The sequence below is a fragment of the Streptomyces sp. NPDC002088 genome (assembly GCF_040296605.1).
Taxonomy (GTDB): domain Bacteria; phylum Actinomycetota; class Actinomycetes; order Streptomycetales; family Streptomycetaceae; genus Streptomyces.
Genome location: NZ_JBEOXO010000003.1, coordinates 95,796 through 110,966, shown reverse-complemented (window position 1 = coordinate 110,966; position 15,171 = coordinate 95,796). Strand labels below are relative to the sequence as shown.

15 protein-coding genes are annotated in these 15,171 nt (G+C 70.5%); 9 read left to right on the top strand and 6 right to left on the bottom strand.

Going from position 1 to position 15,171, the window contains the following annotated elements:
* The first annotated feature begins 14 nt into the window (after positions 1-14).
* From ABT114_RS07860 to ABT114_RS07840, 5 genes are all read left to right on the top strand, one after another.
* Positions 15-1,766, top strand: a complete 1,752-nt coding sequence (locus tag ABT114_RS07860; RefSeq protein WP_351139765.1) for a hydantoinase B/oxoprolinase family protein — start codon at positions 15-17, stop codon at positions 1,764-1,766.
* A 46-nt stretch (positions 1,767-1,812) separates the two neighbouring features.
* Entirely contained in the window at positions 1,813-2,679 is an 867-nt protein-coding gene (locus ABT114_RS07855) for a DODA-type extradiol aromatic ring-opening family dioxygenase (protein WP_351139763.1), read from the top strand.
* Between the two features lie 12 nt (positions 2,680-2,691).
* Positions 2,692-3,018, top strand: coding sequence for an extradiol ring-cleavage dioxygenase (locus ABT114_RS07850; RefSeq protein WP_351139760.1), 327 nt, complete (start codon positions 2,692-2,694; stop codon positions 3,016-3,018).
* 95 nt (positions 3,019-3,113) lie between these two features.
* Positions 3,114-4,001: an acetamidase/formamidase family protein gene (locus ABT114_RS07845; RefSeq protein WP_351139758.1), complete on the top strand. Its 888-nt coding sequence runs from the start codon at positions 3,114-3,116 to the stop codon at positions 3,999-4,001.
* 45 nt (positions 4,002-4,046) lie between these two features.
* On the top strand, positions 4,047-4,907 hold the full coding sequence (locus ABT114_RS07840) for an alpha/beta fold hydrolase (RefSeq protein ID WP_351139756.1): 861 nt from the start codon (positions 4,047-4,049) through the stop codon (positions 4,905-4,907).
* 141 nt (positions 4,908-5,048) lie between these two features.
* On the opposite strand, the gene ABT114_RS07835 is transcribed toward ABT114_RS07840, so the two are convergent.
* The 3 genes from ABT114_RS07835 to ABT114_RS07825 form a co-directional block, all read right to left on the bottom strand.
* Positions 5,049-5,831 carry an HAD-IIA family hydrolase gene (locus tag ABT114_RS07835; protein WP_351139754.1) on the bottom strand — a complete coding sequence of 261 codons (783 nt, stop codon included), beginning with the start codon at positions 5,829-5,831 and terminating at the stop codon, positions 5,049-5,051.
* Positions 5,832-5,916: 85 nt separating this feature from the next.
* Positions 5,917-6,960: an LAVTG motif-containing sortase-dependent surface protein gene (locus ABT114_RS50555; protein ID WP_502987959.1), complete on the bottom strand. Its 1,044-nt coding sequence runs from the start codon at positions 6,958-6,960 to the stop codon at positions 5,917-5,919.
* A gap of 260 nt (positions 6,961-7,220) precedes the next feature.
* The gene (locus ABT114_RS07825) at positions 7,221-8,405 is read right to left on the bottom strand and encodes an ROK family transcriptional regulator (protein WP_502987957.1); all 1,185 of its coding nucleotides are present in this window, start codon (positions 8,403-8,405) and stop codon (positions 7,221-7,223) included.
* A 56-nt stretch (positions 8,406-8,461) separates the two neighbouring features.
* Here ABT114_RS07825 and ABT114_RS07820 point away from each other — a divergent pair, with 56 nt between their 5' ends.
* From ABT114_RS07820 to ABT114_RS07810, 3 genes are all read left to right on the top strand, one after another.
* Positions 8,462-9,553, top strand: coding sequence for a Gfo/Idh/MocA family protein (locus ABT114_RS07820; protein WP_351139752.1), 1,092 nt, complete (start codon positions 8,462-8,464; stop codon positions 9,551-9,553).
* Entirely contained in the window at positions 9,553-10,053 is a 501-nt protein-coding gene (locus ABT114_RS07815; protein ID WP_351139750.1) for a heme-degrading domain-containing protein, read from the top strand. Before ABT114_RS07820 ends, ABT114_RS07815 begins: the two co-directional genes overlap by 1 nt.
* Positions 10,054-10,145: 92 nt before the next feature.
* A complete protein-coding gene (locus ABT114_RS07810) occupies positions 10,146-11,030 on the top strand; it encodes an LLM class F420-dependent oxidoreductase (RefSeq protein WP_351139748.1) in 885 nt (294 codons plus the stop codon).
* Positions 11,031-11,060: 30 nt separating this feature from the next.
* On the opposite strand, the gene ABT114_RS07805 is transcribed toward ABT114_RS07810, so the two are convergent.
* Together ABT114_RS07805 and ABT114_RS07800 are read right to left on the bottom strand one after the other, a co-directional pair.
* The gene (locus tag ABT114_RS07805) at positions 11,061-11,918 is read right to left on the bottom strand and encodes a fumarylacetoacetate hydrolase family protein (protein WP_351139746.1); all 858 of its coding nucleotides are present in this window, start codon (positions 11,916-11,918) and stop codon (positions 11,061-11,063) included.
* Positions 11,919-12,070: 152 nt separating this feature from the next.
* Entirely contained in the window at positions 12,071-12,601 is a 531-nt protein-coding gene (locus tag ABT114_RS07800; RefSeq protein ID WP_351139744.1) for a winged helix-turn-helix transcriptional regulator, read from the bottom strand.
* A 143-nt stretch (positions 12,602-12,744) separates the two neighbouring features.
* On the opposite strand from ABT114_RS07800, the gene ABT114_RS07795 reads away from it, so the two are divergent.
* Positions 12,745-14,127 carry an MFS transporter gene (locus tag ABT114_RS07795; RefSeq protein WP_351139742.1) on the top strand — a complete coding sequence of 461 codons (1,383 nt, stop codon included), beginning with the start codon at positions 12,745-12,747 and terminating at the stop codon, positions 14,125-14,127.
* Here the strand turns inward: ABT114_RS07795 and ABT114_RS07790 are convergent.
* Complete coding sequence (locus tag ABT114_RS07790) at positions 14,105-14,899, bottom strand: class E sortase (protein WP_351140514.1); 795 nt, start codon at positions 14,897-14,899, stop codon at positions 14,105-14,107. The genes ABT114_RS07795 and ABT114_RS07790 overlap by 23 nt on opposite strands.
* Between the last annotated feature and the right edge of the window lie 272 nt (positions 14,900-15,171).

The following is a 15,171-nucleotide window of genomic DNA, read 5'->3' as shown; positions in this document are numbered from 1 at the left end:
AGGGAATCACTCAGATGACACAGACGCAACCCACGTCCAACCCCATTCTCGTGGCCGTGATCGGCAACGCCCTGGACGGCATCACCAGCGAGATGGGCCAGACCATGCTGCGCACGTCGCGCTCGCCGATTTTCGTGGAAGCCCGCGACTTCGCGACCTCTCTCTTCAGCGCAGACTGCCGGCTGCTCGCCCAGACCCACTACATTCCCGTCATCGGTGGGGCGACGCCGTTCGCCTTGCGCGCCATCGCGGAGTTCTTCGGTGATGACGTGAACGACGGCGACATCTTCATTCACAACGATCCGTTCGACGGCGGCTCGCATCTGCCCGACATCACCATTGCCCGGCCGGTTTTCTGGAACGGTGAGCTCGTCTTCTGGGCGACGACCAAGGGGCACAATGCCGACGTCGGTGGTGGCGGCGTCGTCGGGTTCAACCCCGGGGCCCGGGATGTCCTGGAGGAGGGCATCCGGATCCCTCCGGCCCGCGTCGTCGAGAAGGGCGAGCTGCGACGTGACACCTGGGAGCTCATCCTCTCCAACGTGCGGATGCGCGCCCTGGTGGAGAGCGTGCTGAACTGCCAGATCGGCGCCACCGCGATCGGCGAACGGCGACTCAAGGCGCTCCTGGAGAAGTACGGACCGCAGACCATCAGCGCCGCCACCGATGAGCTGCTGCAGGCGAGCGCACGTCAGGTCCGCGCCGAAATAGCCGGAATCCCCGACGGCGAGTACAGCGCCGACGCGCTGCTCGACAATGACGGCATCGACAGGGACCGGTCCTACCGGATCGCCCTGACGATCAAGGTCGACGGCGAGAATCTCACCTTCGACTTCAGTGAGAGCGACGAGCAGGCCAAGGGCTTCATCAACAGCACGATCGCCAACACTGTCGCCTCGGCCCATCTGGCCCTGTTCGGCTGCATCGACCCGGACATTCGCTACAACGCCGGTGCGATCGAACCGATCGACGTCATTGCCCCCGCCGGCTCCATCACCAATGCCGATGACCCGGCGCCCGTCGCCGCGTGTACCGTCCCGACCTGTGAGGCCATCGCCTCAGCGGTCTGGGTGGCTCTCTCCCAGGCCATTCCCAGCCGCGCCCACGCCGGCTGGGCCCGCTGGTGCACGCCTGCCACGATGGGGATGAACCCCCGCACCGGGCGTCACTTCGGCGACCTCCACTTCCTGGGCAAGGGCGGCAGCGGCGCCACCGAGGGCTTCGACGGCTGGGACCACCTCTCCCCCTCGAACACCCTGGGCGGACTGCGCGCTCCGGACCCCGAACTGCATGAGCTGGACACGCCGTACCTGCTGGAGGAGCTCGAGTACCTCCCCGACAGCGCGGGTGGCGGCCAGTGGCGTGGCGGTCTCGGTGTGCGTTACCGGTGGCGGATTTTGGCCGACGACATCGCCTGCGCTACCTACGGCAGCGGCTTCATGCCCGAGACCGCGCCCGTGGGCCTGCTCGGTGGCGAGCCTGGCATCGTCCAGAGCCTGACCCTGACGCGCGCCGGCGCCGACCCCATCGAGGTCGAGTCCAACTCGTTCTACACGCTCAACAAGGGCGATGTCTTCGAGGTCATCGCGAGCGGTGGCGGCGGGTTCGGCGATCCGCATCTGCGTCCCGCCGAGCTGGTGTTGCGGGACGTCCGGGAAGGCGTGGTCTCGATCGACGCCGCCCGCACCGTCTACGGCGTCGACATCGACCCGGACACCCTGGAAGTCCGTCAGGACGAGACCCAGAACCTGCGCGCCGCGGGCTGACCACCGGGCCCCCATCCCTCTTTCGAGCGACAAAGGAAACCTCATCATGGCCAACATCAGCCTCGCCGTGGCCGCGAGCCACGCTCCAGGCCTGGTCGGCATGTTCGATCAGGCGCCCCGAGAGTCACAACAGGTGGTCAGCTCCGCCTACGGTTCGTTGGCACGACAGATCCGTGAGGCCGATCTCGATGTGATCATCATGGTGGCCAACGACCACATGGCGAACAATCGCATCCGGGAATACCCGGATTTCATCGTCGGCATGGCACCCGAGCACCGCGGCCCGGCCGAATTCTTCAAGGACTGGCTGGCGTGCGGCGAATACGCGATTCCGGGCCGCCCGGATATCGCCGAAAAGATCCTCAACGGTCTGAACCAGCGGGGCGTGCGTGTCTCCGCGACCCGCGAGAATCTCAACTTCGACGACAACATCTCGGTTCCGGTGGTCAAGACCGAGATCGAAGCCAGCGGCGTTCCGATCGTCCCCATCCTCCAGAACGTCACGGTTCCCCCCTTCCCCGATCAGCACCGCTGCTATGAGATCGGTCAGAAGCTGGCCGATCTCATCGAGAACGACCTGCCGTCCGACCTGCGCGTCGGCCTCTTCGCCACCGGCGGCATGAGCCACGAGCCCGGAGGTGTCCGGGACTTCTGGATCGATGAGGACTTCGACAACTGGTTCCTCGGCCTGCTCGGGAACGGCGACCACGACAAGGTCCTGGCCGAGGTCACCCTGCAGCGGCTGGCGGAGGCCGGCACCGGCGGTACCGAAGAGCTGCTGAGCTGGATCCTCGTCATGGGAGCGATCGGCGAGCGGCACTGCGATGTCCTCGGGTACACCGCCTGGGACAAGTGGCGCTGTGGCATCGGTGCCGTCAGCTGGGACATGACGTCGGCGCCTGCCGGACGCTGAGAGGAGATCACCATGAGTCTGGAAAGCATCAACCGAGCCTTGGTCTCTCACGATCTGGTGCAGGACCTCAAGTGGAACGCCGACTTGCGCCAGGAGTTCGAGCAGGACGAGTCGGCCGTGCTCGACCGCTATGAGCTGACCCCGGCCGAACGCACCGCCATCGAGGAACGGAACTTCCGTACCCTCTATGACCTCGGGTTCCACCCCTACCTCGGGGCACAGTTCGCCCGGATCCTCTTCGCCAACAACAAGTCCGGCGCCACCAGCGCTGTCCAGCATCTGCTGGCCTCGATCCGCCAGGAACCGGCTCCAGGCCACGGCGAAGCGAGCGAAGCGTGACGCGGGAGACCGCCTGCCCGGCCCCGGCTGACTCGCCGGGGCCGGGGCGCCGCGCCCACGAGCTCCCTGCCGGACCGGACACCGTTCGAGTCGGGGTGATCGATCCGGCCGCGCCGCCGGTGCTCACGGTCGATCCCGGCGACGAGGTCACCCTGTCGACCTGGGGGCATTGGGGTAATCGGGTGACACCGGACACCGTCATGGAGGACTTCCCTGCCCTCAAAGCGGCCTTCCCGGACGCTCTCGGGCCCCACTCCCTCACCGGCCCCATCCATGTGCGCGGAGCGCGTCCCGGCGACACCCTGGTGGTGGACGTGCTGGCGCTCACGCCCGCAGCACACGGGTTCAACCTGGTGGTGGCCCAGCCCCGTGGCCGGGGCGTCCTCCGCGACCGGTTCCCCGCAGGAACGATCCGCCACTTCGCCCTGGACCGCAGCTCCATGACCACCACCCTCGGTGGCAAGGTGAGCGTGCCCCTCAAACCGTTCCTGGGCATCATGGGAGTGGCGCCGGCCGAGGACGGTCCGCGGAGCACGGTGGAACCCGGCTGCTTCGGCGGCAACATGGACCTCTCCGAACTCGTCGTCGGCTCCCGTCTCAGACTGCCCGTCTTCCGCGACGGCGCCGGCTTCTACTGCGGTGATGGCCACGCGGTCCAAGGGGACGGCGAAGTGAACCAGACCGCCATCGAAACCGGCATGGACCATGTCCGGTTGCGGTTCACGGTGGAACAGGGAGTGCGGCTGCGTACCCCCCGGGCCGAAACCGAGACTCATTTCGTCTCCACCGGTTTCGGGGAGAACCTCGAGGACGCCGCCCATGACGCGGTGGACGATCTGGTGAACTGGCTGGTCGAGGAAGGTCTCGACCCAGAAGAGGCCTACAGCCTCTGCTCCATCGCCGCGGATGTCCGCGTGACCCAGATGGTGAACAACGTCGTGGGCGTTCACGCCGTCATCGAGAAGCTCACCCGCCGGTCGTGACCGGCGCCTCGGCCGTTGCAGGACAGCACAGTGAAAGGAATGCCGATGCCCACCATCGAGATCCCTGAGTACCGAACCGCCGCCTTCTTCGGCCTCGAAGACAAGTGGTTGCCCACCGGTGACGGCGAGCTCACCCACTACCACGAGCTCGGCGAAGGGTCCCCGATCCTCTTCCTGCACGGCTCGGGGACCGGTGTCACCGCCGCCGCCAACTGGTGGCTGAATCTGCCTCGCCTCGCGGAGCAGGGGCGCTGCGTCGCCATCGACTCCATCGGCTACGGCCAGACCGTCGTGACGCCGGGCACCGAATACGGGATCCGAGAGTGGGGCCGGCACGCGCTGCGCGTCCTCGACGCATTGGGCATCGACAAGACCTGGATCATAGGCAACTCGATCGGCGGCTGGGTCGCCCTGCAGCTCGCCATCGACGCCCCCGAGCGTCTCCTGGGCATCATCTCGATGGGCACCGGAGGCGCGAAGAAGACCGCGGCGTTGGCGGGCCATGCCAAGCCCGAACTGTCGCCGGCCGGCATCCGCCGCACCCTGGAGCAGTTCGTCGTGGACACGGACCTGGTCACCGATGAACTGGTCAACCTGCGCTATCAGGCAGCACTGAACGACAGCGCGTCGAGCCGGTTGAAAGAGGTCGTGGCAGCCCGCGACCGCGACCGGGACGTGCTGCCGCTCGACCTCGACGCACTCTCGAAACTGGACATACCCCTGCTGTTGATCCACGGGATGCAGGACGTGGTCATCCCGGTCTCGCGGACGTGGGAACTTCTGAACACCATCCCGAACGCCGACGCACACCTCTTCAGCCAGTGCGGCCACTGGTCCCAGGTCGAACGCGCCGAGGAGTTCAACGAGGTGGTCAGTCAATACCTCCGCAGGCACGCAGGCCGCTGATCGCAGGGTGCGCTCGACATCGCGCATCCCTGCCCCGCGAGTCAGGGTGAGTTGAATGGAAACTCAGCCCGTACGGATGTCAACGTATCGACGTGCCGTGGTCCGGGAGGGCCTTCGTTTCGGTGAACCGGCGATCAACGATCACACAAGGTCGACCAGATCCGCGATCGAGTCCACGACCTTGGAGGGCCGATACGGGTAACGGTCCACTTCGTCCGGATGGCTGGTCACCCCGGTCATCACGAGGAAGGTCCTCATACCGGCCTCGAGGCCGGCCAGCACGTCCGTGTCCATGCGGTCGCCGATCATGGCCGAGGACTCCGAGTGCGCCCCGATCGCGTTGAGCCCGGCCCGCATCATCAGCGGGTTCGGCTTGCCCACGAAGTACGGCTCCTTGCCGGTGGCCGCGGTAATCAGCGCGGCGACGGCACCCGTCGCAGGAAGTGCTCCCTCGGTCGAGGGCCCCGTCTGGTCGGGGTTGGTGGCGATGAACCGCGCGCCGTTGTTGATCAGCCGGACGGCCCTCGTCATCGCCTCGAAGGAGTACGTCCGCGTCTCGCCCAAGATCACGAAATCGGGTTCGGTGTCGGTCAGGATGTAGCCGACATCGTGCAGAGCGGTCGTCAGCCCGGCCTCGCCTATGACGTAGGCAGTACCGCCGGGCCGCTGGTCGTTCAGGAACTGCGCCGTCGCCAGCGCTGAGGTCCAGATGTTCTCGACCGGCACCTCGAGGCCCATCCGACGCAGCCGGGCGTGCAGGTCGCGCTGGGTGTAGATCGAGTTGTTGGTGAGGACCAGGAACGGCTTGCCGGACTCTCGGAGCTTCTTCAGGAAGGCGTCGGCTCCGGGGATCGGGACGCCCTCGTGGATGAGCACACCGTCCATGTCGGTGAGCCACGACTCGATGGGCCTGCGGTCTGCCATGTGCGGATCTCCTGCCGTACGCGGTACGTGGGCCCCAGCCTAAACACAGGCCCGATCTTGGGGGAACGGTTGTCCACCCCCGCGTTCAGCGACGCCTGCGGACCAGCACCAGTGCACCGCCGGTGACCAGCAGGACGAGGGCGGCGGCGAGGGCACCGGCCGGGGTGCCGAGTCCGGTGCGGGCGAGTTGGTCGGCGAAGGAGAAAGGGTCGTCCGGGGCGGTGGAGGGGGTGGGCGTGGTGGGGCTGGTGAGGGTGGCGTGCGGCGTGGGGTCGGCAACGGGATCCGGATCGGGATCCGGATGAGGGGAGGGCACAGACGCGGAGCCGGGATCGGTGCCGGCGCCGGCGCCGGTGGTGGGATCGGGGTGGGTGCCGGGACTGCTGGGGTCGGGATGCGTGCTGCGGTCGGCGGTCGGATCGGTGGCGGAGCCGGTGTCCGTGTCGGACGTGGAGTCCGTGTCGCTGTCCGTGTCGGGCGTGGAGTCCGTGTCGGACGTGGAGTCGGTGTCGGTGTCGGTCTCCACGCGGAAGCGGTAGTCGTTCGACTCGCCGACCCAGTCGCCGTCGTCCTCGCGGCGCTGGACCACGGCGGCGTTGACGGTGATCTCGTTGGGTGCGGCGTCCGAGGTGAGGGCGAGGCGGACCTTCACGGTGACGGTCTTTCGGGGGCCCACCGTGAAGCCGGGAAAGTCGTCGGCTTTCTTGCCTTCCTGGCCGAAGGCCCCGACCAGCTCGTCCTCGTCGGTCTTCTCGAAGTGGACGGGGCGGGGCCGCACACCGTCGTAGAAGTCCAGGCGCGGCTGTGTCGGCTTCAGGGCGTGCTGTCCGTCGACCAGCACGACGACCGGGTGGATGCCCGAGCAGGCGCGGGCGGTGGTGTTGGTGAGGTCGAGGTACCAAATGCCGTAGCCGCCGCCGGCCTCGTAGGAGGCGGGGCCGCCGTGGATGCGGGTGGTGAGGGGGAAGGCGCGGTCGCCGGAGGCGGCGCAGGCCGGCCCGGGGCCGGCGGCGGTCGCCGAGGCGGCGGTCGCAAAGGCGGCCGCTGAGGCGGTCGCCGCGGGTACGGGGAGGAGGGCGGCGGCTGCCGCCAGGCAGAGGGAGGCGGGCGTGCACAGTCGCATGGTCATGTGACCCTGCCGGGCGGCGGCGGAGGAGGAGCGGTGCCATGCCGAGGCGGAGGACGACAGAACTCGAACGGGCGTGCAATTCCGCCCGGTCGGCGCACCCCGGTTGCGGATCCGGGAAACGTCGTTTCAGCTGTGGTCCCGGGCCACGTCGTTCCCCCTGTCGGCCCAGGCACCGTCGTTCCCCCTGTCGGCCCAGGCACCGTCGTTCCCCCTGTCGGCCCAGGCGCCGTCGTTCCCCCTGTCGGCCCGGAAAACGTCGTTCAGCTGTCGTCCCGCCCGAACAACGGACCCAGCAGCAACTGCGCCGCCCCCTCCGCGACCCCCCGCACCCCGCCCGGCGCGACCCGCACCGGCACCGCGCCCTCGGCCGCGCCCTCGCGCCGGGCCCGCGCGTCGAGCACCTCCGCCACTCCGCGCACGAACCGCTCCGGCGCCGCGGCGACCGTACGCCCGCCGAGCAGCACCAGGTCGATGTCGAGCAGCCCCACCAGGTTCGCCGCGCCCGCGCCCAGTACCCGCGCCGCCTCCGCGACGTCACCGCGGGCCACGGCGCCCAGGCACAGCGCCTCGATGCAGCCGCGGTCGCCGCAGGTGCACGGCGGCCCGTCGAGCTGGATGACCTGGTGCCCGAACTCCCCCGCGCCGGTCCGCGGACCCCGGTGCACGCTGCCCCCGATCACCAGTCCGGCGCCGAGTCCCGTACCGAGGTGCAGATAGGCGAAGGACCCGCTCTCGCCGCCGACGGCCAGCCCGAGCGCCGCCGCGTTGGTGTCCTTGTCGACGACGACCGGCACGCCCCCGAGCCGCCCGGCGAGCGCGTCCCGCAACGGGAAACCGTCCCACTCGGGGAAGCCGGTGACGCGGTGCAGCACGCCGTGGGTGTGGTCGAGCGGACCCGGCAGGGCCACCCCGACCCCGAGGAGGGAGCCCGAGGGCCGCGTCGCCGCCAGCAGCTCCGCCTCCCGGGCCACCACCGCCACCACGGCCTCGGCACCCGCCCCCAGATCCAGCGGGCCGCCCCGCTCCCCCACCACGGTCCCGGTGAGGTCGACGAGAACGACCCGCAGTTCGTCCCGGTCCAGGTGCGCGCCGACCGCGTACCCCGCCTCCGGCACCAGCCGCAGCACCGTACGCGGCTTGCCGCCTGTCGACGCCCGGCGCCCCGCCTCGGTCGCCAGCCCCTCCGCCCGCAGCCGGGCGGTGATCTTGCTGACGGCCTGCGGGGTCAGCCCGGTCCGGTCGGCGAGCTCGAGCCGGCTGATGCCGTCGCCGCCCGCCGTACCCGCCGTGCGCAGCAGGTCGAGGACGAGCGCGGTGTTGTGGCTGCGCACGGCGAGCAGGTTCGCGCCGGCCGCCGCGCCCGTACCGCTACTGCCCGTACCGCGACCGCCCGTACCGCCACGGCCGCCCGTACCGCGACCGCTACCGCTCTTCGCCCTGTTCACGCCACCATTTTCCCCCGCGCTTGCACTTTGGCAACAGCGTTGCGAAAGTGGAGAGCATGAATGGTACGACTGGCACGACTGGTACTCCCCTCCGCGTGGGCCTGATCGGCTACGGCCTCGCCGGCTCCGTCTTCCACGCCCCGCTGATCGCGGCCACCGAGGGCCTCGCCCTCGACACGGTGGTCACCTCGAACCCCGAGCGGCAGGAACAGGCCCGGGCGGAGTTCCCGGACGTCCGCGTCGCCGCCACGCCCGAGGAGCTGTTCGACCGCGCCGACGACCTCGACCTGATCGTCATCGCCTCCCCGAACAAGACCCACGTCCCGCTCGCCACCGCCGCGCTGAAGGCCGGCCTGCCGGTCGTGGTCGACAAGCCGATCGCGGGCACGGCGGCCGAGGCGCGCGAGCTGGCGGCCCTCGCCGAGGAGCGCGGCCTGCTCCTCTCCGTGTTCCAGAACCGCCGCTGGGACAACGACTTCCTGACCCTGCGCAAGCTGATCGACGAGGGCGAACTGGGCGACGTATGGCGCTTCGAGTCGCGCTTCGAGCGCTGGCGCCCGCAGCCGAAGGGCGGCTGGCGCGAGTCCGGCGACCCCGCAGAGATCGGAGGTCTGCTCTACGATCTCGGCAGCCATGTCGTCGACCAGGCGCTGGTCCTCTTCGGCCCGGCCACGCAGGTCTACGCCGAGGCGGACATCCGCCGGCCGGGCGCGGAGACGGATGACGACACCTTCATCGCCGTTACGCACGCCAGCGGCGTCCGCTCCCACCTGTACGTCTCCGCGACGACCGCCCAACTCGGCCCGCGCTTCCGGGCGCTGGGCTCGCAGGCGGGTTACGTCAAGTACGGCCTGGACCCGCAGGAGGCGGCGCTGCGGGACGGCGAGCGCCCCGGTACGACCGCCGACTGGGGCACGGAGCCCGAGTCGCTGTGGGGCCGTGTCGGCGCGGGCGAGTCCCCGCTGACCGGCGGCGGCAGCCCCGTACCGACCCTGCCCGGCGACTACCCCGCCTACTACGCGGCGGTGGCGAAGGCCCTGACCGAGGGCGGCCCGAACCCGGTGACCGCGCTGGAGGCGGCCGCCGCCCTCGACGTCCTGGAGGCGGCCCGCCGTTCCGCCCGCGACGGAGTGACGGTGAGCCTGTGATGAGCGGACGCGAGATCACCCCGAGGTCCACCCCCGAGATCACCCCGAGTCTGGAGGAACTGGAGGCCCAGGAACGCCGTCTGGTCTTCCCCCAGTTCAGCTACTACGACGCCTGGGCACTCGGTTCCCTGCTGGTGGACCTGGCACGGGAGAGCCAGGCCCCGGTGGCCATCGACATCCACCGCGCCGGCCAGCAGCTCTTCCACGCTGCGATGCCGGGCTCCACCCCCGACAACGACGCGTGGATCGCCCGCAAGCGCCGGGTCGTCGAACGCTACGGCGCGGCCTCCTACCTCGTCGGCGCCCGGTTCCGGGCGAAGGGCACGACGTTCGAGGAGTCCTCCCGCCTCGACCCCGACACCTACGCGGCACACGGCGGCTCCTTCCCGATCAACGTCGAGGGCGTCGGCGTGATCGGCGCGGTGACGGTGTCCGGGCTGCCGCAGCTGGAGGACCACCGGTTCGTGGTGGGGGCGCTGGAGCAGTTCCTGAGCGAGTAGTCCGCCGGCGGGATTACCGCGCGGCTCCCTCCGGTTGGGCCTGACGTGCGTGACGATCACGGCACGACACCCACCCGGAGGAGAGGGACCCGATGAGCGAGTCGCCCAGCAGCGCGAGCACCACCAGGGAGATCGTCGGCCGGTACGGCATCTGGAGCGTGGAACTCCGCTCGGAGGATCCGGCCCGGCGCGGCGAGATCGCCGAGGCCGCCGCGGAGCTCGAACAGCTCGGTTACGGCGCCGTCTGGCTGGGCGGCAGCAGCGCCGCCCGGCATGCCGTCCCGCTCCTCGAAGGGACGTCGCGGCTCGCCGTCGGCACGAGCATCCAGAGCATCTGGCAGTACGACGCCGAGGCGAGCGCGGCCGGTTTCGCCGAGGTGGAGGCGGCCCACCCCGGCCGCTTCGTCCTCGGCCTCGGCGTGAGTCACGCCAAGCTCGCGGACCAGTACCGCCGCCCGTACTCAGCCCTGGTCGCCTACCTCGACGCGCTGGACGCGGCCGGTGTCCCGGCCGGGCGCCGGGTCCTGGCGGCGCTCGGCCCGAAGACCCTGAAGCTGGCGGGCGACCGGGCGGCCGGCGCGATCCCCTACCTCGTCACCCCCGAGCACACCGCCGAGGCCCGCGAGATCCTGGGCGAGGGGGCGCTGCTGGCCCCGGAGTTCAAGGTCGTCCCGGAGACCGACCCGGCCCGCGCCCGCGCGCTGGCCCGCGAGCACCTCGCGATGTACCTCGCGCTCCCCAACTACACCAACAGCTTCCTGCGCCTCGGCTTCACCGAGGACGACCTGGCCGCCGGCGGCAGCGACCGCCTGATCGACGCGCTGTACGCGTGGGGTGGCGAGGACCGGATCCGCGACAGCATCACCGCCTTCCACGCGGCGGGCGCCGACCACGTGGCGATCCAGGTGGTGAACGGCGCCTCACGTGACGCCCTGCCGCGCGAGACGTGGCGCAGGCTGGCCGGTGTTTTGATCTGAGGCCGGCTCAGGTGACCTGAGGCCGGGGGCTCAGGCGTCCTTGAGCTCCTGGCACTGGCGCCCGAGCCCCTCGATCTCCAGCTCGACGACGTCACCGGCCCGCAGGAACGGCTTCGGCTCGGGTTGCCCCAGCGCGACCCCGGCCGGGGTCCCGGTGTTGATGACGTCACCGGGGTACAGCGTCATGAACTGGCTGACGTACCGCACCACTTCACCCACGGGGAAGATCTGCTCGGCGGTCGTCCCGTCCTGCTTCAGCTCGCCGTTGACCCACAGCTTCAGCGAGAGGGCCTGCGGGTCCGGCACCTCGTCGGCGGTCACCAGCCAGGGCCCCAGCGGGTTGAACGTCTCGCAGTTCTTCCCCTTGTCCCAGGTCCCGCCCCGCTCGATCTGGAACTCCCGCTCGGACACGTCGTGCGCCACCGCGTAACCCGCGACGTGCGCGAGCCCTTCCTCCACCGACTCCAGATAGCGGGCGGTCCGCCCGATGACCACGGCCAGCTCCACCTCCCAGTCGGTCTTGGTGGAGCCGCGCGGTACGAGCACCGTGTCGTGCGGCCCGACGACGGTGTCCGCCGCCTTGAAGAAGATGACGGGCTCGGCGGGCGGCTCGGCCCCCGTCTCCCGGGCGTGGTCGTGGTAGTTCAGCCCGATGCACACGACCTTGCCGATCCGCGCCAGCGGCGGCCCGACGCGCAGTCCGGTCGCGTCCAGCTCCGGCAGTTCACCGGCTTCGGCGGCGGCGCGGATGCGGCCGAGCGCGGCTTCGTCGGCGAGCAGTGCGCCGTCGATGTCCGTCACGAGACCCGACAGGTCTCGCAGGACACCTTCGGCGTCGAGCAGCGCGGGCCGCTCCGCTCCCGCCGTACCGACTCGCAGCAGCTTCATGATCACAATCTCCCTCGATCGCGGGCGCCCCGCCGATGTGTGCAGCCATCGGAGGACTGGTTGATCGTCCAAGCTCTGCGTCCAGTCCGCAAGACCGTGTTCACGGACTGGACCGCGACCGGGGTGCCCGGGGCCCGCACCGGCCAGGGGGCTTATACGGGTTCGGTGACGACGGGCTCCAGCAGCCGCTTGGGCTTCAGCAGGGCCCTGCTGACCGGATCCGCCGGGTCCCGGTCGAGAAGATCGGGCCCCGGCACCATGAGGACGTCCGGGACCGGTACGACGGTGCCGCAGGCGGGGCATTCGCCGTACGGTCCGAGTTCCGTGCCGCAGTCGGCGTGCCGGAACTCGCGCAACAGGGACCCGTCGATGTTCTCCCGCCCCCACCGGCCGAGCGACCGCAGCGTCGGCCACAGCGCCATCCCGCGCTCGGTGATGACGTACTCGTCGCGCGGCGGGGACTGCTGGTAGCGGCGCTTCTCGAGGATTCCCTCGGCGGTGAGCGACTGGAGGCGGGAGGCCAGGACGGCACGGGGGATGCCGAGGTGGACGAGGAAGTCGTTGTAGCGCCGTACGCCGTAGAGCGCGTCACGGATGACGAGCAGTGTCCATCGTTCGCCGACGACCTCCAGTGCCCGGGCGATCGAGCACTCCTGCGTCGCGTAGTCCTTACCCAGTGCCATGACGTCCACTGTAGCCACTTTTTCCGTTCATTGGTTCAGTGACCGAACCTACGGTGCTACGGTGTGGGAGCGGAGGTGAGTTCAATGATCGAACCTACCCGCCTCATCGAACTCGTACGGTCGCAGTCCACGGAAAGGCAGCCATGACCCGGCTCGACTACAACGCCACGACCACCCGGGCAGAGCGGAACCAGCACGCGGCCCCCGGCCCGCGCCCCCGGGCGACCCTGGCCCTGACCAGCGCCGCGACCGCCGTGGCCCTCATGACGTACACCGCGCCGATGGTCACGCTCCCCGAGATGGCGGCCGACCTGCACACCGCGGTGTCCGCCCAGGCCTGGCTGCTCAACGGCACCCCGCTCGGCCTGGCCGCCCTGCTCCTGGTCGCCGGCAGCCTCGCCGACGACTACGGCCGCCGCCGGATCTTCGTCGCCGGCACGCTCGCGCTCGGCATCACGACCGCGCTCGGCGGACTCACCACGTCGACCTGGCTGTTCACGCTGACCCGCGTCGCCCAGGGCGCGGCGAGCGCGGCACTCCTCGCCAGCAGTCTGGGCCTGCTCGTGCACGCCTTCCCCACCCCGCGCGGCCGGCTGCACGCGACCGGGGTGTGGGGCGCGTTCGTGAGCGGCGGCATCGCGGTGGGCCCGCTGCTCACCGGGTCGCTGCCCGACTGGCGGCTGGGCTACGTGATCCTGGGCGCCGCCGCGCTGATCGTGGCGGCGCTGTCGGCCCGCACGCTGTCCGAGTCGCGCGCCCCGCGCGGCGGCCGCCCCGACCTGCTCGGCGCGACGACCTTCGGGCTGGCACTGGTCGCCCTGGTCGCGGCGCTGACGCTGGGCCGGGACGGCTGGCTGCGGGCGCCGGTCGGCCTGCTGCTGGCCGCGTTCGTCCTGCTGATGGGCGTCTTCACCCTGGTCGAACGCCGCTCCGCCACCCCGATGATCGACCTCTCCCTGCTGCGCCGCCCCCGTTTCCTCGCCTCCTCCGCAGGCGGCCTGTTCACGGGCCTCGCCGTGATCGGCCTGTTCAGCTTCCTGCCGGCGCTGCTGCAACGCGCCCTCGGGCTCTCCGCGCTGGACACGGCGTGGCTGTTCCTGCTCTGGTCCGGCCTGTCCTTCGCGGTCGCATTGCAGGCCCGGCGGCTCGCGGGCCGTATCGTGCCGCGCCACCAACTGGCCCTCGGTTTCCTGCTGCATGCGGTCGGCGTGCTGGCGATGCTCGGCGCGATCGGCGCGGGCTCCTGGCCGCGGATGCTGCCCGGCCTGGTGGTCGCCGGCGTGGGCAGCGGCCTGCTCAACGCGGCCCTGCCGCTGCTGTCGGTCGAGTCCGTACCGCCGGAGCGGGCCGCGATGGGCTCCGGGGCGCAGCAGACGTTCCGCTACATCGGCTCCTGCGCGGGCGTGGCCCTGACGATCGCGCTCACCACGTCCGGGGGAAGCCTGGCGCAGGGCGCGGACATCGCGATCGCGGTGTCGGCGGGACTCGCGGCGGTGGGTGCGGTCAGCGTGGCCGCATGGAAGTGAGCTTGCCCCACACCACCAGGCGGTACCTGGAGGTGTACTCCGGGGTGCAGGTCGTGAGGGTGATGTAGTACCCGGGGCTGCTGTAGCCGTAGGCGGGTTCGGTCAGGCTCCGGGGTACGGCCCGGATGACGCCGGAGTCGCGGGCCGAGGTCTGCGGGAGCGTCTTGTCCACGGTGTACGTGTAGACCGCGCTGCTCGTCTCCACCCGCACCTCGTCGCCCTTCCTGAGCCGGTTGATGTACCGGAACGGCTCACCGTGGGTGTTGCGGTGCCCGGCGAGAGCGAAGTTGCCCGCCCGGCCCGGCTGTTGGGTACCGGGGTAGTGGCCGACGTACCCCTTGTTGAGGACGTTCTGCTTGCTGGTGCCCTCGGCGACGGGGACGCGCAGGTGGAGGCGGGGGATGGTGAGGACGGCGTAGGCCTGGGACCAGTGGGGCCGCTCGGACTGCTGGACGGTGGCCGAGCGGCGGGGGGTGCTGCTCGGCCGGCCGGACGAGGGGGCCGTTGCGGAGTCGGCGTCGTCATCGCCGGAGGGGGACGCGCTGCTCGAAGAACCGCCGGGTGTCCCTGCCGTCCCCCACTCCCGCTCCAGCGCCTCCACCTTCCGGTCGGCGCCCTGCTTGGCCTCCCGGTTGGTCCACCACAGCTGATGGGCGACGAGGAGCAGGAGAACGAGCCCGACGGTGACGAGGGCTTCACCCGCGCCCCACAGCGCACGCCGCCGCGAAGCACGTCGCCGCTGGGTGCTGTGCTGCACGACGCGAACCCGCATCCGCATCCGCGTACGCATCCGCATCCGCACGCCGCCTCCTTCACCGGGGCCGCCCGCAAGATAAGGCGCGGGGGGCGAAGTCACCAGCCCCGTACGCGTCCTCGGTGGGCTCCTGGGCGTGCCACGCGGTTGGGCCACGCGAATGGCGGCGCTGCCGTGCGGACCACCGACGGCTGGTACAGGCTGTGCAGAACGGCGCGGCGCCGAACGGATCAGGCCGCATCGCGACGTATCGGAACGCATCAGGTCGGATAAGGGCGCATAAGGACGTA